Source organism: Pseudohalioglobus lutimaris, assembly GCF_002866825.1.
Classification (GTDB): Bacteria; Pseudomonadota; Gammaproteobacteria; order Pseudomonadales; family Halieaceae; genus Halioglobus; species Halioglobus lutimaris.
In genome coordinates, this window is the sequence record NZ_PKUS01000003.1 from 153,119 (window position 1) to 175,338 (window position 22,220).

Genomic DNA, 22,220 nt, shown 5'->3' on the forward strand with positions numbered 1-22,220 from the left:
CGTACTCCACGCCCGCGAGATCAAATCGGGAGCGGGCAAAATTTGCTCAGATTTGATGACCTGGCATTCACTGCGAAACCCCACTGAAAGAAGTTGCCTCAACCACTCGTTTTGTCGGCCCCTGGGTAGACGCTGTAAGCGCTGTAACAGAATTGCTTCGAGGGGTATCCGCCGATCGAGGGATAGGCTGATCTGCTGGAGCGAGCCGGCGCCCATAGCGATTAAGCCTCATCTCCACCCTGGCGGGCGCTGCCTTCGATTTGCCGATACACTACTGGGCGCAGGGCAGGTAGCCGTTCACCGTGCAGGATGTCGCCCGGCAGGTCACCCATCCGCTCCCTTGCCCTGATGGCCATGGGTGTTTGTTGTCGAACGTCCTGTCGGCAGATATCCAGGCAGTGATACCCAAGTGGCAAGGCAAAAATCCGGCGCACCCAGCGGCCACTGGCAGCGACCTGCTCGACCAGATCCATCGGCATCTCAATGCCCAGATGACGCAAGGTCCGATCTGCACACATCAGCTGGTCATACTCGCCCAGCAACTGCGCTGCACGAAATGCGTAGGGGTTGGCAAACTGCAACGATACCCTCTGGGGCCGGCTCGATTGCGCCACAACGAACTCCAGCGAGCTGCTCGGTGTTGCCATAAGCGCGGCCATCCTTTGCTGCAGGCCCCCAAGCTGAGCACGGATATCGGCAATACCCTCCTCCACTTTGAGTAGCCACCAGTCTGCGTAGGGGTCGTCGAAGCGAATGGCGTGCCATAGGGATTTCAGACGATCAGCGAACCCGATCAGGCCGATGATAGCGGGCTTGCCATCGGCAGCCCGTCGACCGCGAATGAGGCTCTGAGCTTGATACGTCTGGATAGTCAACCAGACGTCACCCTGCAATGCACCCAGCCCTGACTCAGGTAGCTTGGAATCCGTGGTTTGGTGGGACAGCTCGGCGCCTAAACTCATTGACATCACTCCCATGCAAGCTCGTTTCTATCGTGCTATGAATCCACGATTCGCAGCACGAGACCATGGAATATCTATCCGGTCGCTGCGTTGCTTTCATGGGTGATGGATCAAGTTGTTCCAGTGGAAACACCCAAGCGGGGCGTCGAACGCCGTCAATACTTCCAGGGCGGTGCGGCGAAAGATTCAGGTGTCATCGTTTAACGAAGCTCGCAACTTGGCCAGCTGCTCCCGGCCATAGGCCTGGGAACGTTCTCGTTCCTCAGCAGTTTTGGCTTTTTGGGCTTCGTCCTCAGGTGGCGGCGCGTGATGTACACGCTCCTGCCTGGCTTCAACGACTTTAATGCCAAGATTAGGCACGAATTCGCCTTGTTGCGCGGCCTTACACAGGGAGTGTAAAAACCGCAACTCGTCGTATACAGGTTTCATCCCTTTATTCTCGGACGCTAGTCGGCCCTGGAGTTCATCGAGCACCAGCTGACGATCATCAGGGTCGATCATTGCAAGATACCGATCCGCCAAGTGTTTCTGGTTCTCTGACAGTCGCGGTGGATAAATCAAAGTTTGATCCGACGGCAGGGGGATGGATTGATCGCTTTCTGAAAATCCTTTTCTCTCATTGTTGGTATTTGGTGTAGTGGTTGTTGTAGTTGTTTTTTTATAATTACTACTACAACGACTACCGTAGTGTTCTCGTTCCTCCGCCTTTGAATTTTGGTGCTGGTCAGATTGCCCATATATTCTGGTTTCTGACGGCTTATTCAGCTGATCAAGGCTAGCGGTATGAAATGTGAAATAGCGACCGTGTTGGTCGTGGTTTCCGCGGCTCTCTGAGAGTTGCCGAGCGGCCTGCAAGCGGCGCTCAATGGCTGACTCCTGCCGGCCGAGGTACTCTCCCTGTTGAATATCTCTATCCAGGCTCTCTAGCACCGCCTCGGCCACCCGTCGAACACGCGCATGGTGGTGCTCCTGGGATTGTGTGACGAAGGCCATGTAGGCCTCATCCAGGTACAGGGCATCCGCCAGCGGTAAAGGCTCATCATGGAGGCTGTAGACATTACCGGTGAAGCGACCACTCTTCTGCCGCACTTTGGCGCACAAGGTCAACCAACGCGTAAGGCGCAGGATGGCTATGGCGCGGGAGACTGTCGATGTCGAAGAAACGTTGGTCTTTCTGGCAATGGTATCGTAATCGGGAAAGGCCGTTCGCCCACCCGTCTCCCGGGCATGTAACATGATGACCATCCATACCAGCTTGTCGACCGGCTCCAGTACCGGATCCTGGATGACCATGGCGGGCACCGCCTGATGCCAGTTACCCACAAACAACATGGTATCCGGCGAGGATGAATCACTTTGCGTCCGAACTTTGGCAATGGTCGCCTTGATTAGTGCATCGAGCGCAACGGTTTCTGGACGCAATCCGTCCTCATCATGGGCCATTCTCGGCAACCCGCTCGGCAGGTATGCAGCCGACGCTTTCACCGTAGGTTTCCCAGCGCTGCACCAGCGCCCACAACGATCGCAGCCCGATACCCGTATGTCGCTGCAGGCCGAGATAGTCCGCAGCGGCCAAGGTGTTTTTGTCTTCCGATGTCAGGCATTCTTGCCAGGCATACCAGAGCCTGTGGGTATCCGCTTCGTCCAGCTCGGGCGGCCTACCTACCGCCGGCGCCAGCGTCAATAATCGGCGCCAGCGGGTGTATTCCCGCGAACTCAAACCGAACAGCTGTTGCATCATCTCCAATGGCGCGTCGGCGACCAGCAATTCACGCTGCAGATCTTCGGATTCTCGCTGATGCTGCAGGTGCTCCAGCATCGGCCAGAAGACATCGCGATTAAGACTAATCTGCAGGCAATGCACCCGCAGCGTATCGACCCGATAGAGATCAGCCAGGCTCATTGTTTTCAGGGCATCCAGCTCTTTGGGGCCAAAATTCATCGCCCGTAGCGCCTGCTGGTCCCCCTCAGCCAGGCATCGCATGGCATATAACAGAACGGCGGTGGTGAGATCCGCCTCTTTATTGGAGGGCATCGCCATCACCCTGCTCGGACACCCACAACTCGATACCACTGTCGTAGGCGAGTCGTTTGATAGCGCGGTAAGCATCCATTAGTTGCAGCAAATGCTGCCACTCCGGCGGGTTTAGCTGTTGCCAGAGCTGACTGCTCAGATGACCGGGATCTGGTGTCCAGACGCTATTGAATAGCAATCCGGCATCATGGGATGCCAGTGCCTGGTGCAGCATAGAGGCATCATCGAGATACGCCAGGACACTATCAACCGGTGCCATGGTCAACTCCGAACTCGCCGCCAACTGCCACCACAACGCAGATACCAGCGCCAGCATGTCCGCATCGAGCGTCTCGGTCAGATCCTGGGGTGGGACACCGATCAGCAAGAAGCCAAGACCTTGATCCGGGAGTTGAATCACGATCTCACGTAACCCGTGTGCTGCCGCCAACGCCGAGGCACAGTCCCAGATCTGGTGGCGCAATGCATCCACATCCTTGTGATGGCCAGTCGGATTGGCCTTCGCCACTGGGCTCGCCCCAGTCGTGGTATTCGCCTCCGCACCCCTGACGTCGTTATTAGCCACCGGGGATGAGCTTTCGGAAGGCAGGCGATCGGACATCAGCTTATCCGTGCACTGCGCCTTGTCCACTGGGTTTTCAGCTTCCAACCCACTATCCGGCCAGCCTTCCCCTGCGCGAGCAGGGTTGTCGGTAAACTCGAATGACCGGCCTGCCAGGTGGGCTTCCATCTCCAGATGAATTACCTGACGATGCTGTTCGGACTCCACGGCAATCTCGTTTTCCAATGCATCGCGCAACGGCTGGATATCCCACTCGGGAGCGTCATGGCGGCGGCATAACTCCGCAAACACACTGTCGAAAACCGTATCGTCGCCCAGTTGGTGCCGAGCCCAGATCGCTTGGGCTGCACGTTCCAGGGCGCGGATCTTTTCAACCTGAGGCCGCCCCAATCCAGCAGCTAGGGCTTTCGGCATCAATGGCCAGAGTACCTCAACGGCGTACCCCATCTTGGAAATCATGCTGTGACTAAGGCCAAATCCCCGCTCCCGGAATATTGCTTCCAGTTGACGCTGGGACAGGTTCTCGACCGCCAGTTCTTGTTCCAGGAGGGACTTCGCTTCAAATACCGCCAAGGCTTTGTCGATGAAGGGCAGACCCCCGCGAAGTTCGTTTTCACGCAGATGAGCAAACAATACGTTCGATTCTTGCGACCAGGGCTTGATGACGCAATCGATCCAGCGGAACCGGTCATCCCCTGTCTCTTCGAAGAGCTCCTGCAGTATCGTCAGCCGCGTATTGCCGCCACTGTGTAGCACGTAGTCCGAAAACCCCGGCTCCTGTGAAAGCACCAGTGGCTGGTCCAGACCTTCAGCCTGGATCGACGCCTTGATGCGGTCGTATTCCGGGTTCTGCTGGCGGCGGGGATTGCGAGAATAGTGATGGATGCGGGTGACATCCACGCGTGAGAGCTCATGGGTCGATGGCGACTTGTCATTCATCGTCATTGCCCACCTCGGCCTCTTCTACTTCGGAGTCACCGTCAACGCCGTAGAAAATCTCAGGGTGTTTGACCATGCTCGCCCGAGGCACGGGCTTCAGCCGTCCGTCAGAGTGGTCCGCCACGATGCGGGTATATCGCTCAATTTGCGTCGCCATCAGTGGGCTGGCATATCGGTGTTGGCCGGCAATCTGATACAAGTAGGAAACCGAGTCGTTGCACGCTACCGCAACTTCTGCCCGCTCCCTTTTGGTTGCCATCCTTAGAAAATACTTTAGCTCCATGCAAACTAACATTAGCACTGTGCATATTGTCCCACAAGATTTTATGCTAATTAAATGTTTATCATTGTGCTAAATTCTGCTAAACTACATATATGACAAGAAAGCATATTCCGATACGGCTCAAGAATCTTGAGATCCTCATTCGTGAAGCTGGTTCGGCGGCGAGCTTGGCCCGCGCTGCGGACACCAATAGCTCCTACCTCAGCCAGGTTCGAAATCAGCTGCCTACCAAGAAAGGAACTCCACGAGGCATCGGGGATGATCTAGCCGCCAAGTTAGAGACGGCCATGGACAAGCCCCAGGGCTGGATGGACGAAGATCACGAAAATGAGGAGAGCATCGCCCTGGAGCGCGATGGCCCCAGTCGCGGCAATCACCATCCGTTAATCGCGTGGGACCAGGTCGGAAAAGGGCACGAAATATCAGAGGATAAACCGCCACCTTACAATACCCAGCTCCTCATCTGCCCGGTCAAATGTAGTGATGAGACATTCGTACTGCGCGTGCGCGGCGCCAGCATGGAGCCGAAGTTCCGAGAGGGAGAATTGATTTTTGTCGATCCTCAGGCAGCAGCCGATCACGGGAACTATGTCGTCGTTCGTTTTGAAGCATCCAATGAGGTGTCGTTCAAGCAATTGATCGTGGAGGAAGGCAAGCAGTATCTCAAAACGCTCAACCCTGATTGGCCTAATCGCATTGTTGAGGTGACCGCAGATACCGTCTTGTGCGGTGTCATCATTTTCAAGGGAGAGGCGCTTTAAATTCGTTTAGCACAGCGGTAAGAACTTTGCGGGTAGGATCGCTTGTTTCAATGATTAGCTCAATGCTAATCTTTTCGCGAATTCCAATCTTACTAGCCTGTGTGAACGCAATGACCGACCCTCTTCAATACAGTGTGCCGCTACCCAAATGGATACGCGGCAAAAAGTTAACAGAGCTCACCGGTTTTCGCCTGGATGCACAGAAGCACAAACGCGTACAAGGCGTTTGGTTAGAAGGCGTTCACTGGGTGAAAGCGCCGGATGGCAACATCATGTACAACTGGCGCGCAATTGATGAATGGACGGAAAGTGGTTACCACTGACAAATCGACCAGCACATCGTCAGCAAAGTCAACTGAGGCGGAATTACCTGAAGGCGTACAAGTACACGGAGCCACGATCCGTATCGATTTTCGGTATCGAGGGGTGCGGTGCCGTGAAACCCTGAAAGGTTTACGGGTCACCAACGCCAACATCAAATTCGCTGAAAAAAAGCGTGCAGCGATTCTCTTTGAAATTGGTCGCGGTATCTTTGACTATGCCAGCCACTTTCCCGACTCCAATCGCTGCAGCCAGTTCGGCAGCAATCCCCACCGTGACCGCACCGTTGACCAGGCCCTGGACCTCTGGCTGTCTGTCAAGAAAATCCGGACCGCACAATCAACCTATGTCAACTACAAATCCAAAGTTGAAAATCATATTCGTCCTCGCTGGGGATCGCACAAACTCGCTTCAATCACGAAGACAGAAATAGAAAAGTGGATTGCGCTGGATCTCATCGCGCTCTCCAATAAAACCATCAACGAAATCATGATTATTCTGCGCGGCATCTTCAAAGATGCAAAAGCTGATAACGTGCGCTACGACTCTCCCCTTGATGCGATCGATAACCTCCCGCTGGGTGATCGGGAAGATCCCGACCCCTTCACCCTGACAGAAATCGAAACTATCTTATCCACTCCAACGAAACGCGTGCAGGAGATCCACATGATGGGGTTTGCGTTCTGGTCGGGACTGAGAATCTCGGAGCTGATCGCGTTGGCCTGGGAAGATATCGACCTCAAGCGTGGGACGGTCAAAGTCTGTCGTGCCAGGGTGAACGGTACCTACAAGCAGACCAAAACCAAACGCTCCACGCGGGAGGTGGAACTGATCACGCCTGCAATCGAATGGCTGAAAGTACAACACCCGCTCACGGAGGGATTGGCGCCGCGTCAAATGAAGGTCAAGTCACGCGACAACAAGAAAAGTTTTTCCGAGAAGGTTCGACCCGTCTTTTTAAACAGTAATACAAAGCGGCCACACGAATCCGACGGGACGGTACGAAATAACTTTTGGCGTGCCCACCTAAAAAAAGCCAAGGTGCGCTATCGTGGGCCGAACAATGCGCGTCACACCTTCATCAGCCAATTGCTGACCGCCGGCATTCCAAAGGAGTGGATTATTCGCCAGGTTGGGCACACAAGCACCCGCATGATCGATGAACACTACGGCAAGTGGATATCGGAAGATGCCGCCGGCATGGCGGCATTCGTATCGGAAAAACTAGGGGTTTCTGAAGGTTTGGTCCCAAAATGGTCCCATACCGAGCAGGGAAGAGATCTTATTCCAATGAAATCAACCCGTTATATGGCGGAGAGCGAGGGATTCGAACCCTCGATAGGGTATTAGCCTATACACCCTTAGCAGGGGTGCGCCTTCAGCCACTCGGCCAGCTCTCCGAAGACGTTGCAAACAGATTTTAAGGAGCCGGAAACGCGTTCCGACTCAGGCGCGAGATAATACCACAATCAGTGGGAAATCAAAGTGATAGGGAAGTTCTGACGGGGATTATTCGGGATTCTCGTCAACTTTTTTGCCGCCGTCATCCTGAATGCGCTCGTAGATTTCCTCGCGATGGACAGCGACATCACGGGGAGCATTCACCCCGATGCGTACCTGGTTTCCTTTCACACCCAACACGGTAACGGTAATGTCGTCCCCTACCATTAACGATTCACCCACTCTGCGAGTCAGTATTAACATTTACTTCTCCAATACGTTTGCGCTAGAGCTGGCGCCATTGCGCGCAATCCTGACTCTACTACGTATTTATACCATGTCGAAAACGGCCAGAATAGAAATTCATCCTTCCTAATTTGCCCAACGCAACGCTGTGCCTGGCTTAGGCAGCGTTTTCGTCGCGGGGTTCCCCATCCAAACCGAAAGACGAGTGCAGGGATCGCACCGCCAACTCCAGGAACTTCTCTTCGATGATCACCGAGATCTTGATCTCGGAAGTCGTGATCATCTGGATGTTGATCCCCACTTCGGCCAGCGCGGCGAACATCTGGCTGGCAACACCGGCATGGGAGCGCATACCCACCCCTACCACCGAGACCTTGGCGATTTTGCTATCAACCCTGACTTCGCGCGCGCTGATCTCACTGGCGACCTGCTTGAGCACTTCTTCAGCCCGCGGCAAGTCATTGCGACCGACGGTAAAAGTAAAGTCGGTAGAGCCGTCATCGGCCACGTTCTGCACAATAACGTCGACTTCGATATTGGCTTCGCCAATGGGGCCAAGGATATGGTGAGCCACACCGGGCATGTCGGGGACGCCCAGAATAGTGAGCTTCGCCTCGTCACGGTTGAATGCAATACCGGCAATGGTTGGCGTTTCCATCTCTGTGTCTTCCTCAAGTGTAATCAGGGTTCCGGGGCCTTCCTCAAAGCTGTGTAACACGCGTAGAGGAACACTGTATTTCCCGGCAAATTCCACGGCGCGAATCTGCAGTACCTTGGAACCCATGCTGGCCATTTCCAACATTTCTTCAAAGGTGATTTTGTCTAAACGGCGGGCACCATCCACCACGCGCGGGTCTGTGGTGTAGACGCCATCCACGTCTGTATAGATCTGGCACTCGTCCGCTTTCAACGCTGCCGCCAGTGCAACTGCCGTGGTATCGGAACCTCCGCGCCCAAGCGTGGTGATATTGCCCAGCTCGTCGACGCCCTGGAAACCGGCAACAACGATAACAAAGCCGCCGCTGAGGTCGGCGTGCAGGCGCTGGTCATCAATCTCGCGGATACGCGCCTTGGTATGGGCGTCGTCGGTGAGGATGCGCACCTGGCTACCATTATAGCTCTTGGCCTTGACGCCGCGTTTGTCCAGCGCCATCGCCAGCAACGCAGTGGTCACCTGTTCACCTGTGGACACCAGCACGTCCATTTCCCGAGGCACCGGGCGATCCTGAACCTCATGGGCCAGACCGATGAGACGATTGGTCTCGCCGGACATGGCGGAAACGACCACGACAACGTCATGACCCTCAGCACGGAAGCGTGAAACTTTGTCGGCCACCTGTTCGATGCGCTCGATGGTGCCCACGGAGGTGCCGCCAAATTTTTGTACGATTAAGCTCATTTTCTCTCACAAACCGGCGTGAAACTCACGCCCGGGTTATAGACCCCGGATAAAAGCGGCGGTATTAAACACCACTGTGTCAGTATTTAAAACCCCCGGCCAACCCCGGAGACCTGCGTACAGGCATAGCCGCCGCTATTGCGGACCGCATTACCCGGCCTGCTCCTCAACCCACTGCGGCACTGCCTTGAGCACGTCGGCAAGCGCCGCCGTATCGGTGCCGCCACCCTGCGCCATATCCGGGCGGCCACCACCCTTGCCTCCCAGGCGGCCGGCAAACTCACGCATCAGGTCTCCGGCTTTCACTTTCCCGGTCAGATCCTTGGTGACCCCCGCGACCAGCGCGACCTTGTCATCATTGACCGCGGCCAACAACACCACGGCAGAACCCAGCTTGTTCTTCACCTGGTCCAGCGTATCGCGCAGGGACTTCGCATCGGCCCCATCGACGTTGGCGGCCAGCACCTTGATGCCGGCCACATCGACGGCATCCGCGGTAAGATCGGAACCGGTTCCTGTGGCCAGTTTCTGCTTCAGTCGGGCGACTTCCTTTTCCAACTCGCGATTCTCCGCACGCAGGCCGCTCACCTTCTCTGCGACATTGTCGGCGTTGCCCTTCACCACCTCACAAACTGAGGCCAGACGCGCCTCGGCGGCATCAAACTGGGCCAGTGCCGCGGCGCCGGTTACACCTTCAATGCGACGGATTCCTGCGGCCACGCCGGATTCCGCTGTGATGCGCATCAGGCCGATGTCACCGGTACGCGCTACATGGGTGCCGCCGCAGAGTTCAACGGAAAAGTCGCTCTCCCCCATCGACAACACACGAACTTCGTCTCCGTACTTCTCGCCAAACAGGGCCATGGCACCGGCTTCAACCGCTTCATCCATGGACATCAGTCGCGTTTTTACTTCTGTATTGGCGCGTACCTGGTCATTAACCAGGGTCTCTACCTGCTTCAGTTCAGCGCTGGTCACACCCTCGAAGTGGGAGAAGTCAAAGCGCAGGCGCTCTGAATCCACCAGCGACCCCTTCTGCTGTACATGCTCGCCCAGCACCTTGCGCAACGCGGCGTGAAGCAGGTGCGTGGCTGAATGATTCAGGCGGGTCCGCTGGCGCAGGGAATCATCCACGCGGGTCTCGAGGACATCACCCTTACTGACACTGCCCTCAAGTACTTTCACATGGTGCAGGTGCTGGTCGGACGACTTGGTGGTGTTGGTCACCTCCAGCTTCAGGCCGCGAGCCGTCATGTAACCGGTATCGCCCACCTGGCCACCGGACTCACCGTAAAAAGGGGTGTTGGAAAGCACGACAATACCGGTCTCATCGGTATCCAGGCTGTCCACCTCGGCGCCATCGCGCAACAGTGCGGTGACGGTTCCCTCGCCGTGCAGGCTGTCGTAGCCGGTAAACTCGGTGTGTCCTTCCAGCTTGAGAATGTCGTTGTAATCGACCTTGAAGCTGCCCCCCTCCTGCGAGCGTGAGCGCTGTTCGGCCATCGCAGACTCGTAGCCCGCAAGGTCCAGGCCAAGGCCGCGTTCACGCGCAATATCGCCGGTGAGGTCCAAGGGAAAGCCGTAAGTATCGTAAAGCTTGAACACCACGTCGCCGGGAATTTCCTTGCCCGCCAAACCGTCGAGTGCGTCCTCGAGAATCTGCATGCCGTTATCCAGCGTTTTGGCAAACTGCTCCTCTTCAGTGCGCAACGCTTTTTCGATCTGCGGCTGCAAACTCACCAGTTCCGGGTAGGCACCACCCATCTCATCGGCCAGGGTCGCAACCAGCCTGAAGAAAAAGGGTTCACTTGCGCCGAGCTTGTTGCCGTGGCGCACGGCACGACGGATGATCCTGCGCAGTACGTAGCCTCGGCCCTCATTGCCGGGCAGCACGCCGTCGGTGACCAGAAAGGCACAGGAGCGAATGTGGTCGGCAATAACCCGCAGTGATTTATGTTCCAGGTCTTTGACACCGAGAATGCCCGCGGCCGCGGTAATCAGCGCCTGGAACAAATCGATCTCGTAGTTGCTGTGTACCTTCTGCATCACCGCGGCGATGCGCTCCAGACCCATGCCGGTATCAACCGAGGGTGCAGGCAATGGATGCATTTCGCCCGCACCATCGCGATTGAACTGCATGAAAACCAGGTTCCAGATCTCGATATAACGGTCCAGGTCGTCGTCCGCGCTGCCCGGGGGACCACCGGGCACATCGGGCCCATGATCATAGAATATTTCCGAACACGGACCACAGGGGCCGGTATCGCCCATCTGCCAGAAGTTGTCCTCGTCCAGGCGGGAAATACGCTCCCGGGGGAAGCCGATCTCATTGACCCAGATCTCTTCCGCCTCGTCATCGGAGACGTGGCAGGTCACCCACAAGCGCTCGGGCGGCAAGCCCAGAGTATCGGTGAGGAAGTTCCAGGCAAACTGGATAGCGTCCCGCTTGAAGTAATCGCCAAAGCTGAAGTTGCCCAGCATCTCAAAAAAGGTGTGGTGCCGGGCGGTATATCCGACGTTTTCCAGATCGTTGTGCTTGCCGCCGGCGCGCACACAGCGCTGGCTGGATGCGGCTCGAACGTAGGGACGCGGTTCAGTACCCAGAAACGTGTCCTTGAACTGATTCATGCCGGCATTGGTGAACAGCAGGGTCGGGTCATTGGTCGGCACCAGCGAACTGGACGGCACCCGGGTATGCCCCTGCTGCTCAAAGAAATCCAGGAACGCCTCACGTATCTCTACGGTCTTCATAGTTTATCTCGTTAGTATCTGGTGAACGGGCCCTAGCCCGCCATATGCCCTTCGGCAAATTCCCTGCCGGCGATGATATGCAGGTGCAAATGGAAGACGGTCTGGCCTGCACCCTCGCCATTGTTGATAATCAGGCGGAAAGCGTCCTGTACACCCAACTGCTCGGCCACTTTGCCCGCCGCCAGCAGCAGGTGCCCCAGCAGCGCCTGGTCCCCGGGCCCGGCATCCACCAGCCGCGCAATGCCCTGCCTGGGAATGACCAGCACGTGCACGGGCGCCTGGGGCGCGATGTCATTGATGGCAATACAGTGCTCGTCCTCGTAGATGAGCTCCGCGGGAATCTCGCCAGCGATAATCTTGCCGAAAATGGTATCTGTCACAGCGCTACCCCAGTTTCTCGTCTGCAGTCAGCTGGCGCGCTTCAGACTCCAGCATCACTGGAATGCCGTCGCGCACCGGGTAGGCGAGCCCGGAGGCCTTGCATATCAGCTCGCCTTTTTCTTCATCGTATTCCAGTGGCGCCTTGCTCACTGGGCACACCAGGATGCTGAGTAGTTTCTTGTCGATCATATGAGAACCGGTCTTCCTGAAAGGGCCAGCATTATACGGATTTTTTACGGGGTCGCCTATTGGCCACTGGTCGCAGCCGGCATAGGCGGCACCAGCAGTTGCGGGTCGATACGCTCGCTGCGCCAACTCATTCTCCAATCCAGGTGAGGCCCGGTGGCACGGCCCGTCGCGCCCACCTCGCCAATCAGTTCTCCGCGGCGGATTTCAGTGCCCACTGCCACATGCACTTTGCTCATATGCAGGAACGACGAGGACAGGCCGTAGCCATGGTCGAGAATCACCGTGCCGCCGGAATAAAACAGGTCGGGCTCTGCCAGCGTAACCACCCCGCCACTGGGAGCGTAAACCGGCGTACCGGTGGGAACGGCCACATCCACACCGTAATGCGGACTCTTTGGCGTTCCGTTATAGATGCGCTGGCTCCCGTATACGCCGGAGATACGGCCTGTAGTGGGCCACTCAAATCCCGCCAGCGCGCCCTGTAACAGGTCCGGCCGCTGCAGGCGCTGGCCCTTGGCGGCACTCACCAGGGCCCGCTCACGGGCGATACGGTCCAGGTGTTCCTGGGAAGGTGTCACCGTTTTCTGTGGCACCCCATCCACCCGGGAAATCCGATACTGGCGCGACGTGACCTCGAGGGTCTGTCGGCAGGGCCGCTCTCCCTCAATCACCAGCTCTGCCGAGGCGGCTGCATCGCGGCCAAAACCGCCAAAAAAAGTGCCATCCGCCAACACGTCCAGTTCACGCCCACCCAGGCTCACCGAACTGCCCGGTGCAGTGCTTCCCCATAACAGGCCGCCTTGCACGAGATCACCGTCCAGCGGCGGGCACTGGGCAGACGCCAGTGGCGAGCAGACTGCCAACAGGGTGGACCAAAACACGTTTTTCATTGCCAACTCCAGAACTTCATTACCGGGAACGGCGCTCACCGCAACAGGCGCTGCCTGCACCGCCGCAAACCACAGCGACATTATTACCCGCACCACCGCCGCGAACAATCACGATTTGGCATACTTGCCTAGGTGCGGGAGGCTTTGGCAAAACCCGCTCCATCCTTCTAGAATGCACCCATGGGACGTTACCGACCGCCGCGTAGACGCGGCTCAAAATACATCACCCCCGAGGGTGAAACTGCACTGCGCCAGGAGCTGCACCAGCTGTGGAAGGTCGAAAGACCACAGGTGACGCATGCGGTGCACGAGGCCGCCAAGAATGGGGACCGCTCGGAGAACGGTGATTACATCTATGGCAAACGCCGTCTGCGTGAAATCGATTCACGCGTGCGTTTTCTCAACAAGCGCCTGGACGAACTGGAGGTGGTCAGCAGAGCGCCGGACGACCCGGGTAAGATCCGCTTTGGCGCATGGGTGACGCTGGAGGACGAAGCAGGCGAGGAAAAGCGCTGGCGTATCGTTGGCCCGGATGAGTTCGATCTTGGCGCGGGTAAGCTCAGCATGGACTCGCCCATGGCGCGTTCAATGCTGGGCAAGGGCGTGGACGACGAGGTGGTTGTGCACAGCCCTTCCGGCGAGCAGACCTACTACGTCACCGACGTCAACTATGCGGACTGAACCGCCCCCTCCCAACCAACATATCAGCTTTCAGTAAGCTGTTGCCGACACGCATGGCTGGTGTGGGTGCGGGTGAAGCAGCGCTGGTATGACAGGGGCTTAAACCGTATGCATGCGCCCTACCCGCTTCAAACCCGGTGCGCAGAGCAGCAGATTAAAAACGCCACTCCAGGCCGACCGAGGCTGTGCGCGGTTTGTTGGGTCGAGCCCCGTCAGGCAGGCGAGAAACAATGGCACGCTCATCCAGCAGGTTCTCCACTTTGAGGTAGACCACGGCTTCTTCATTCAAGGCATAGCGGCTGATGTAGTCCAATACAAACAGGTCTTCGCTCTGGTCCCGCGCATCACCGCCCACACAACCGACGGTCATGCACATATCGTCGACGTACTTGGCCACCGCATAGTTGCCCCAGCCATTGGCCGCGAGTATCCCAAGGCGCAGACTGAACACGTTCTCCGGTATGGAAGCCAGCCGGTCACCCTTTTCGAACCCTTCCTCGGGGTTGTCCTTACTGATCTCGGCATCGGTGTAGGTATACATCAGGTCCAGCGGCAGGCTGAAGCTGCCCAGCTCAAAGCTGGTTCCCGCCTGCAGCTCCATTCCCGCAATAACCGCTTGCCCGGTGTTAAACGAACCCGAGGTGGCGCCATTGGAACAGGGGCTGGCGTTGGAACAGTTCTCACTCTTGTTGTCGAAGTCTGAATAGAATCCCACGGCTTCAACAAACCACTGGCCGCGATAGCGCACACCCGCCTCGTAGTTGGTGCTGGTTTCCGGATCTTCAAACGACCTGGCGCCGCCGCCCAGGGGAGAGAAGCCCCTGTGCACACCGGCCAGAACCTGCCAGTTCTCGCTCACATCGTAAGTGAAAGACGCCCCGGGCAACCACTCATCGGTGTCGTTGCTGCGTCGACTTTTCAACTCATTGCGCTGCGGGTCGGCGTATTCCCTGCGCGAGGACTGCACATCCTCCCAGCGCAACGCCAGATTGACGTTGAGCGCGTCGGTTACCTGCCACGCATCCACCACCCAGAGGCTAAGCGCATCCGCAGACTCCAGTCTATTATTGCTGCCGACAGGAGCAGTGGTGCTGACGTAGACCAGCTGTCCATCAACCTGGTCATAGACATCTTCCGGCTGGAAGCGATCCATCTCGTCCTCGTGCACACGGCCACCCAGCGCCAGCTGGTGGTCACCAAAGCCCATATCGAAGTTCAGCTCGATGCCGCGGGATTCATAGTCGCGACTGTTGTTCTTGTATTTCAGGCCTGCGAAATCTTCGCTGCCGTCGAGGACGCCCTGGGCAAACACATCGCCGTCGTTGGCATCCTCGACCAGGCTGCCACCACCGCTGAGCTTGTACCAGTTGCGGGAGAACGCATTGTAGTAACCCGTGGCGGTCATGTTGATGTTGTCTGCCAGCTGCAGGCGGTAAACCAGGTTATAGCCCTGGTGATCATTATCCATTTCATCGGGTGCAGACAGCCCGTAACGACGGTCTTCGTCACGGTCAAAGTCGGTGTCAGTCAGCCCCAGGTACGTCTCGTCAGAGGTTTCCTCTGAGTACTGGGCTTTGAGCTGCAGACTTTGTAATTCTGTTTCCCAGGCCAGTTTCACCATATAGTCAGCGATGTCGTAGCCGGTATCCCGACTGCTGCGGTCAATCTCCTTGAACCCTTCACTGCGTCGCTGCGCCGTCTCCACCAGGAAACCAAAGTTCCCGCTGCGCGCACCGTAGTTGGCAATCAAGTCTGCCTCGGCATTCTGCCCGTAGGCAAGGTTTAACGCGCCCGCGCTCTCCTGGGGAATAGGCGTGGAAATGAGGTTAACCACACCGCCGGTTGTTTGCGGGCCGTAGCGCAACAATGGCGCGCCCTTGAGCACTTCGATGGTGTGCATGCGGCTCGCCGTGGGGAAGTAATAGGCCGCTGGATTGGAGTAAGGAGCCGGCGCGACCATAACACCATCTTCCAGCAGGGTAATCTTCGAAGAACGTTCCGCGGTGGCACCGCGAATACCTATATTGGGACGCAGGCCGTAGCCGTCCTCCTCCTGAATGTAGACTCCGGGAACAGTCTTCAATAACTGGTTGATGTCACGTGCGGCTTCAATTGAAATCTGCTCGCCGTCGATCACTGAGCCTGTTCCGGCCAGCAACCGGGCCTGCGCCTTGTCGCCAATAATGGTTACTTCTTCAATATCGTCGATACCGGCTTGTACAGTGGTGGCCAGCGCGGCCGCCACTGCGGCGGCAAGAATGCGGTACTTCATATTATCCCCAGAAAGCGCGTCTTAAGTTACAGACGAATAATAATGAGATGAATTCGCATTTACAAGTCTAAATGTGATCGATTCTCATTAATCTGCAGTCACTTTTCCGGGGCAGCAGCCTGCCGGCCATGGGAGAGCGGCATTGGCGGTGAGGCCACAATGCTGCTATAGACAGAAACTCAGCGAACCCAACCACCAGATACGGCAGCCGGGATAAGCACAGCGAGGTCGCTAACCCCCGGGAACGTAGCCGTCGACAGTGCAGGGAAGGCTCGAGTCACAGGTGTCGACAAAGCGCCCTACCCCGTCGGGCATAAGGAAGAAATGCTTCTGTTTCTGGGCCACCGGGTCCTTGCGTGGGCGACTGTGCGGGTCTTCACCGAAATCCGGTTCAAAGGGGGGCGTGTTGGTAATCGGCGGCGCGGCGCTGCCGCCATTCACCGCACCACCTCCCACCGGGCCGTTGTCCCAGATGGAAATTACCGAGCCAAGAAACTCACCTGCAGGCACCGGTTCCAGGCCCACGAAGGGGTTACTGTCAGGGTGCCGACCCGGTTCCAGGGCGGGCACCCGTAGCCTGGCACCGATGGCACGGGCCATGGATTCAGCGGCCCACATACTCACCTGGTGATCGCCATAGGCCACCTGCAGCAAGACCGCATGTGACGGAGTGTTAGGCAAGGTGTTGTTTTCGATATGGTAGACATAACCACTGGACTCGGCTCTGTCCCAGAGCATCTGCGCCAGAGACAGCAAGAACCCCTGATCCTTGATGCTGGGGTAACCACCGCCGTTGTCGCCAGTGGCCCCGCCGCCGAAGAACGGCTTGTACACGTCGAAGTCGATGCTCCGGCGCAACAGGAAACTGTAAGCCATGCCGGGCACGCCGAGCACGCCACGGGTCACGTCCTGGATCACGGCCATCAGCGCGCCCCCGAGAATGCCACCCTGACTGTTGCCGTCGTAGTAGACCACGCTGTTATCAAAAGCCGCCACTCCGCCTGACTGGAAAGCCGGATGCGCGGCGAACCCCGCATCATGCTTGAGCAGGCGCGCGAGGAACATAAAGTTGAGCATGCCCTGCTGCTGACGGTCGAAGAAAGCGGGAAGCAGGCTGAAGTCCTGCAGCGCCTGCACGGCAAAACCGGCGTCCTCATTGGCAAAGCCGCTCCAGTCAGTGGCACAGAACATCATCTGGTAAGTGTCGGCCATGATGTCAACATTGTTGCCGGTACCCCCCTGCACTTCACCGGCACTACCCAAAAGACCATGACCGTAGAGCGAGGCTCGCGCCTGCACCTTTGGCGCCTGGGCGAAATCCTCGCTGACGGAACGCGGAATACGGCAAAAGAACCGGGCGGTAAACAGGTTATCGCCACCGAGGCGGTCAGGCAGGCCATCATCCGGGTCGGCATAATAGAACGTAGAACCGGGGCCGCCTTCATCTGACGCCAGGAAGTTGGGTACCTGGAAGGTACCGGACACCTCACGGCTGATCTGCTCATCTTCACCCTCGCCGCAGCCATCAATCCCACAAGGCGCAAATTCGGTGACCGCTGCAACCTCGAACAGGGGTGCGGCGCTACCCAGGTCCGCAAACGCCTCGTCGCGAATATGCAGCAAGCGTTCGGTGATGCTCTGAACCGAACCGATGTTGAAATCCCAGGCCAGGTAGAGCTTCTCACGCGCAATACCGGCATCGGCGAGAATCGTAAAGATGTCCTCCATCGCTGCCCGGCGATCTTCTATGGCGCTGTTATCGGTCAGGGTGTCATCGCGGAAGGCTCGAAATACTGCCGGCGCCTCAAGCTCTTGTCCATCGGCATCACGCAAGCCACGCAGGGCGACTATATACCGTCCGCCGCGCTCAAACTGCTGCATGGGGCGGATAAGCAAAGCCTGCTCCGATGGCTCGTCCGTATTGGCATCCAACTCCGCAAAAATCAGGTGCTGTTCCCCGGTCTCGGCATTGATCACCACAATCGGCGCATCCGCATTTAGGGATTGCTCGATATCGGTAATGGCGGCCGCGCCGGTCTGCTCGAGGTCGATGCCCGGCACCTGCAACATAATCAGCTGTGAGGGGGAAAAGCCGTCATTCCTGTTCCACTCGCCCGGATCCACGCGCACGTCCTGCTTGTTGGCAGGGAGAGAGGCCTGCGACAGGTTCACCCGCCGGCCAGTAGGAGTCGTCTCGTCCGCCACCGTAAAGGCGGCACTTGGCCAGGGGAACATACAGTTCACCCCATCCAGGATCTCGCAGCGCTCGGCATTCGGCGTCTCGATACTGATGGGCGGGACCGGGGCCGGCGGCCTTGAATCGCTGCTGTCGGAACAACCAGCTATTGACGCGCTCAATAGCGCCCCAGCCAGTAATATCAGTGGAGAACGGTATGCGCTCATGGTTATAGCTCCTGCTTGTTTTTATCCATGGTGCCGGGCTTGCGACCCAGCGTACTAGCCAACGTAAATCAATCTGGCGGGTTTGCCAATTGCAGGGCCGTGATTCGCGCCCGCAAAGCGGGCAATACCTGCTCCTCAAACCAGGGATTGCGACGCAACCACAAGGTATTACGCGGCGAGGGGTGCGGGAGTGGGAGGAAGCGCGGGGCGAAATCCTGCCAGCGCTGAACCCTGGCGGTCAGGGTTTCTGCACTGCGTCCCAGATAATACTGCTGGGCATAACTGCCCACCAGCAGCGTGAGCTCCAGCGCCGGCATCTGCTCTAGCAATGCTTCATGCCAGAGCGGCGCACATTCGCTGCGCGGCGGCAGGTCGCCGGACTTGCCTTTACCGGGGTAGCAAAAGCCCATCGGCATGATGGCTACCCGCGACTCGTCGTAAAACACCGCGTTATCCAGCTGCAGCCACTGTCGAAGCCGTTCGCCGCTGGGGTCATCCCAGGGAATTCCCGTCGCGTGAACCCGGGTGCCGGGCGCCTGGCCGACAATCAGCAGCCTGGCCGTTGCGCTGACGCGAACGACAGGATTCGCCCCCAGCGGCAGCCCCGCCTCGCACTGGCGGCAGGCGCGAACGCGGGCCAGTAAACCGTCCAGGGACGAGTCTTTGCAAATTGGATCAACCATGCGGTCACTATTCATCATTCACACGATTTATTGGCTACCGGGCCGCGTGCTGGTAAGATTCCGCGCTTTGCAAGCATTCCCATGCAAACCTGCTTCCAACGCTGGAGAACCTATGACTCGCCCGTCCCTGTTTGAGCTGGAAAACCACTCGGACTTCATCCAACGTCATATTGGTCCCACTGTCAAACAGCAAGAGGAAATGGCGCGAATCCTCGGCTATGACAACCTCGATGCATTAATTGACGACACAGTGCCCGCGGCGATCCGCCGCCACACACCTATGGATCTGCCCCCTGCGCAAACTGAGCAGGCGGTCATCGCCCGCTTGCGCGCGCTGGCCAGCCAGAACGTCGTCAACAAGTCATATATTGGCACCGGCTACAGCAACACGTTCGTCCCCGCCGTCATTCAGCGCAACGTGCTGGAGAACCCGGGCTGGTACACCGCCTACACGCCTTATCAGCCGGAGATTTCGCAGGGACGCCTCGAGGCGCTGCTGAGCTTCCAGCAAATGATCATCGATCTCACCGGTATGGACATGGCCAACGCCTCCATGCTCGACGAGAGCACGGCGGCGGCGGAGGCGATGACCCTGCTGCATCGCATGAACAAGAAGAATCGCAGCAATGTATTTATCGTTGCAGACGACTGCCACCCCCAGACCATCTCAGTGGTCAAAACACGGGCCGAAGTGCTGGGCATAGAGATAGTGGTCGGCTGCCCCGAAAAGCTGGTGGGCGATACTGAAGCCTTTGGTGTCTTGCTGCAGTACCCCGGCACCTACGGGCACCTGGAGGACATCTCTCCGTTGATTGAACGCGCCCACGCCGCGCAGACGCTGGTGACAGTCGCCGCCGATATCATGTCCCTGCTGCTGGTCAAATCACCGGGCGAACTGGGTGCCGACGTGGTCGTTGGCAACACACAGCGGTTCGGTGTACCCATGGGGTTCGGTGGCCCACACGCCGCGTTTTTCGCCACCCGTGACGCCTACAAGCGTTCTATACCCGGGCGCATCATCGGCGTGTCGATTGACCGTCGCGGCAACCAGGCACTGCGCATGGCCATGCAAACCCGCGAGCAACACATCCGCCGCGAAAAGGCCACCAGCAACATCTGCACTGCCCAGGCCCTGCTGGCTATCATGGCCGCGTTTTATGCCATGTACCACGGGCCCGAGGGGCTGCGCCGAATCGCCGTGAGGATCCACAGACTGGCCAGCATTTTTGCCACTGGCATGAAGGAAATAGGCCTGCCTGCGCAGCAGGCTACCTATTTCGACACGCTGACCTTCGAGGTGGGTGAACAGCAATCATCGATCATCGAAAGGGCCCTTGCCCAGGGCATCAACCTGCGCATTATCGACACCGACCGCCTTGGCGTCACGCTCGATGAAACCACTACCGCCGCCGATGTGGAAACACTGTGGCAGGTATTCAACGACGGTAACCTGCCCGATGTCAGCGCACTGGACGCTGCAATTGATGATACTTCCAGCATTCCGGCAGGACTGCTCAGGGACATGGACTACCTGCAGCATCCGCTGTTTAACGACTACCACTCCGAAACCGAGATGTTGCGCTATATGCGCTACCTGGAAGACAAGGACATTGCCCTCAACCGGGCGATGATTCCCCTGGGCAGCTGCACGATGAAGCTCAATGCCACCACTGAAATGCTCCCGGTCACCTGGCCGGAGTTCGCCGGCCTGCACCCCTTCGCACCGGTAGATCAGACCAAAGGCTACCAGGCTTTGCTGGCCGAACTCGATCACATGTTACTGGAGGCCACAGGGTATGACGCGATCTCCATGCAGCCCAATGCCGGGTCACAGGGCGAATATGCCGGTCTGCTGGCGATCATGCGCTACCACCAGAGCCGCGGTGACCACCAGCGGAAAATCTGCCTGATCCCCTCCTCTGCCCATGGCACCAACCCCGCGTCTGCTGCCCTGGCGGGTATGAAAGTGGTGATTGTCGATTGCGATAACCAGGGCAATGTGGACATGGACGACCTGAGGCTCAAGGCTGAGCGTCATACCGAGGACCTGGCCTGCATCATGGTCACCTACCCCTCTACCCATGGCGTATTTGAGGAGTCCATCATCGAGCTCTGCGCCGTTGTGCACGAACACGGTGGCCAGGTCTATGTGGATGGTGCCAATCTCAACGCCCTGGTGGGTATTGCCGCACCGGGCAAATTTGGCGCCGACGTGTCCCACCTGAACCTGCACAAGACCTTCTGTATTCCCCACGGCGGTGGCGGCCCGGGCATGGGGCCCATCGGCGTTGGCGCGCACCTGCAGCCGTTCCTGCCCAGTCACCCTGTCTCACCCGTGCCAGGCGTGGATGCCGACAACGACGTGGTTTCAGCTGCACCTTACGGCAGCGCGTCTATCCTGCCGATTTCATGGGCCTACATCGCGCTGATGGGTGGCGACGGCCTGGAGCAGGCAAGTAAGGTTGCCATCCTCAGCGCCAACTACATTGCACACCGCCTGAAAAGCCACTATCCCATCCTGTACACGGGCAACAGTGGCAATGTCGCGCACGAGTGCATCATCGACATCCGCCCGATCAAGGAAGCTTCCGGCGTCAGCGAGGAAGACATCGCCAAAAGGCTCATTGATTTTGGTTTCCATGCTCCCACCATGAGCTTCCCCGTGGCAGGCACCTTGATGATAGAGCCGACGGAATCGGAGTCGCTGTACGAACTCGACCGGTTCTGCGATGCGCTGATCGCCATCAGGCAGGAAATCGATGCGGTGCAGGCGGGCAAAATAGATGCCCAGGACAACCCGCTCGCCAACGCGCCACACACCCTTGAGGACGTGGCAGCCACTGCCTGGGAGCACTCTTACTCCAGAGAGCTGGCCGCCTACCCCGTGGCGTCATTGCGCCGCTACAAGTACTGGCCACCCGTGAACCGGGTAGACAACGTGTTCGGAGATCGCAACCTGTTCTGCGCCTGCCCGGCCATAGACAGTTATCGCGAAGATGGGTGATTTGTTATCTAAAGGCTA

Annotated in this window: 19 protein-coding genes and 1 tRNA gene; 5 read left to right on the forward strand and 15 right to left on the reverse strand. The window is 57.9% G+C overall.

Features of this window, described 5'->3' with window-relative positions; genetic code table 11:
• Positions 1 to 221: 221 nt before the first annotated feature.
• From C0039_RS05320 to C0039_RS05340, 5 genes are all read right to left on the reverse strand, one after another.
• Positions 222 to 962 carry a PFL_4669 family integrating conjugative element protein gene (locus C0039_RS05320; protein WP_207796378.1) on the reverse strand — a complete coding sequence of 247 codons (741 nt, stop codon included), beginning with the start codon at positions 960 to 962 and terminating at the stop codon, positions 222 to 224.
• A gap of 186 nt (positions 963 to 1,148) precedes the next feature.
• The gene (locus C0039_RS05325) at positions 1,149 to 2,405 is read right to left on the reverse strand and encodes an STY4528 family pathogenicity island replication protein (protein ID WP_101517477.1); all 1,257 of its coding nucleotides are present in this window, start codon (positions 2,403 to 2,405) and stop codon (positions 1,149 to 1,151) included.
• Complete coding sequence (locus tag C0039_RS05330; protein WP_101517478.1) at positions 2,395 to 2,997, reverse strand: DUF2857 domain-containing protein; 603 nt, start codon at positions 2,995 to 2,997, stop codon at positions 2,395 to 2,397. Before C0039_RS05330 ends, C0039_RS05325 begins: the two co-directional genes overlap by 11 nt.
• Positions 2,984 to 4,504, reverse strand: coding sequence for a ParB family protein (locus tag C0039_RS05335; protein ID WP_101517479.1), 1,521 nt, complete (start codon positions 4,502 to 4,504; stop codon positions 2,984 to 2,986). The genes C0039_RS05330 and C0039_RS05335 overlap by 14 nt, the downstream gene beginning before the upstream one ends.
• Positions 4,491 to 4,757 carry a hypothetical protein gene (locus C0039_RS05340; protein WP_243391559.1) on the reverse strand — a complete coding sequence of 89 codons (267 nt, stop codon included), beginning with the start codon at positions 4,755 to 4,757 and terminating at the stop codon, positions 4,491 to 4,493. Before C0039_RS05340 ends, C0039_RS05335 begins: the two co-directional genes overlap by 14 nt.
• Positions 4,758 to 4,873: 116 nt before the next feature.
• On the opposite strand from C0039_RS05340, the gene C0039_RS05345 reads away from it, so the two are divergent.
• From C0039_RS05345 to C0039_RS05355, 3 genes are all read left to right on the forward strand, one after another.
• On the forward strand, positions 4,874 to 5,542 hold the full coding sequence (locus C0039_RS05345) for a S24 family peptidase (RefSeq protein WP_101517481.1): 669 nt from the start codon (positions 4,874 to 4,876) through the stop codon (positions 5,540 to 5,542).
• 110 nt (positions 5,543 to 5,652) lie between these two features.
• On the forward strand, positions 5,653 to 5,865 hold the full coding sequence (gene xisR, locus C0039_RS05350; protein ID WP_101517544.1) for an excisionase family protein: 213 nt from the start codon (positions 5,653 to 5,655) through the stop codon (positions 5,863 to 5,865).
• Positions 5,852 to 7,213, forward strand: coding sequence for a site-specific integrase (locus C0039_RS05355; protein ID WP_165787045.1), 1,362 nt, complete (start codon positions 5,852 to 5,854; stop codon positions 7,211 to 7,213). The genes xisR and C0039_RS05355 overlap by 14 nt, the downstream gene beginning before the upstream one ends.
• On the opposite strand, the gene C0039_RS05360 is transcribed toward C0039_RS05355, so the two are convergent.
• The 7 genes from C0039_RS05360 to C0039_RS05390 all read right to left on the reverse strand — a co-directional run bounded on the left by C0039_RS05360 (position 7,173) and on the right by C0039_RS05390 (position 13,240).
• Positions 7,173 to 7,263: transfer RNA gene (locus C0039_RS05360), tRNA-Ser, on the reverse strand. The genes C0039_RS05355 and C0039_RS05360 overlap by 41 nt on opposite strands.
• Positions 7,264 to 7,372: 109 nt before the next feature.
• A complete protein-coding gene (csrA, locus tag C0039_RS05365) occupies positions 7,373 to 7,567 on the reverse strand; it encodes a carbon storage regulator CsrA (protein WP_075998556.1) in 195 nt (64 codons plus the stop codon).
• A 139-nt stretch (positions 7,568 to 7,706) separates the two neighbouring features.
• The gene (locus tag C0039_RS05370; protein WP_101517483.1) at positions 7,707 to 8,948 is read right to left on the reverse strand and encodes an aspartate kinase; all 1,242 of its coding nucleotides are present in this window, start codon (positions 8,946 to 8,948) and stop codon (positions 7,707 to 7,709) included.
• A 150-nt stretch (positions 8,949 to 9,098) separates the two neighbouring features.
• A complete protein-coding gene (gene alaS, locus C0039_RS05375; RefSeq protein WP_101517484.1) occupies positions 9,099 to 11,699 on the reverse strand; it encodes an alanine--tRNA ligase in 2,601 nt (866 codons plus the stop codon).
• Between the two features lie 32 nt (positions 11,700 to 11,731).
• Positions 11,732 to 12,079: a histidine triad nucleotide-binding protein gene (locus C0039_RS05380; RefSeq protein WP_075998559.1), complete on the reverse strand. Its 348-nt coding sequence runs from the start codon at positions 12,077 to 12,079 to the stop codon at positions 11,732 to 11,734.
• A gap of 4 nt (positions 12,080 to 12,083) precedes the next feature.
• Positions 12,084 to 12,269 (reverse strand): Trm112 family protein, encoded by a 186-nt coding sequence (locus C0039_RS05385; protein ID WP_075998560.1) that lies wholly within the window; start codon positions 12,267 to 12,269, stop codon positions 12,084 to 12,086.
• A 56-nt stretch (positions 12,270 to 12,325) separates the two neighbouring features.
• Positions 12,326 to 13,240: a M23 family metallopeptidase gene (locus tag C0039_RS05390; protein WP_341476645.1), complete on the reverse strand. Its 915-nt coding sequence runs from the start codon at positions 13,238 to 13,240 to the stop codon at positions 12,326 to 12,328.
• 99 nt (positions 13,241 to 13,339) lie between these two features.
• On the opposite strand from C0039_RS05390, the gene greB reads away from it, so the two are divergent.
• Positions 13,340 to 13,840, forward strand: a complete 501-nt coding sequence (gene greB / locus C0039_RS05395) for a transcription elongation factor GreB (protein ID WP_101517485.1) — start codon at positions 13,340 to 13,342, stop codon at positions 13,838 to 13,840.
• A gap of 154 nt (positions 13,841 to 13,994) precedes the next feature.
• On the opposite strand, the gene C0039_RS05400 is transcribed toward greB, so the two are convergent.
• The 3 genes from C0039_RS05400 to C0039_RS05410 all read right to left on the reverse strand — a co-directional run bounded on the left by C0039_RS05400 (position 13,995) and on the right by C0039_RS05410 (position 19,198).
• Positions 13,995 to 16,112: a TonB-dependent receptor family protein gene (locus C0039_RS05400; protein WP_101517486.1), complete on the reverse strand. Its 2,118-nt coding sequence runs from the start codon at positions 16,110 to 16,112 to the stop codon at positions 13,995 to 13,997.
• Positions 16,113 to 16,343: 231 nt separating this feature from the next.
• Complete coding sequence (locus C0039_RS05405) at positions 16,344 to 18,515, reverse strand: hypothetical protein (RefSeq protein WP_075998562.1); 2,172 nt, start codon at positions 18,513 to 18,515, stop codon at positions 16,344 to 16,346.
• A 68-nt stretch (positions 18,516 to 18,583) separates the two neighbouring features.
• On the reverse strand, positions 18,584 to 19,198 hold the full coding sequence (locus C0039_RS05410) for a uracil-DNA glycosylase family protein (RefSeq protein ID WP_076002052.1): 615 nt from the start codon (positions 19,196 to 19,198) through the stop codon (positions 18,584 to 18,586).
• Between the two features lie 112 nt (positions 19,199 to 19,310).
• Here C0039_RS05410 and gcvP point away from each other — a divergent pair, with 112 nt between their 5' ends.
• Positions 19,311 to 22,202, forward strand: a complete 2,892-nt coding sequence (gene gcvP, locus C0039_RS05415) for an aminomethyl-transferring glycine dehydrogenase (RefSeq protein WP_075998563.1) — start codon at positions 19,311 to 19,313, stop codon at positions 22,200 to 22,202.
• Positions 22,203 to 22,220 lie beyond the last annotated feature (18 nt).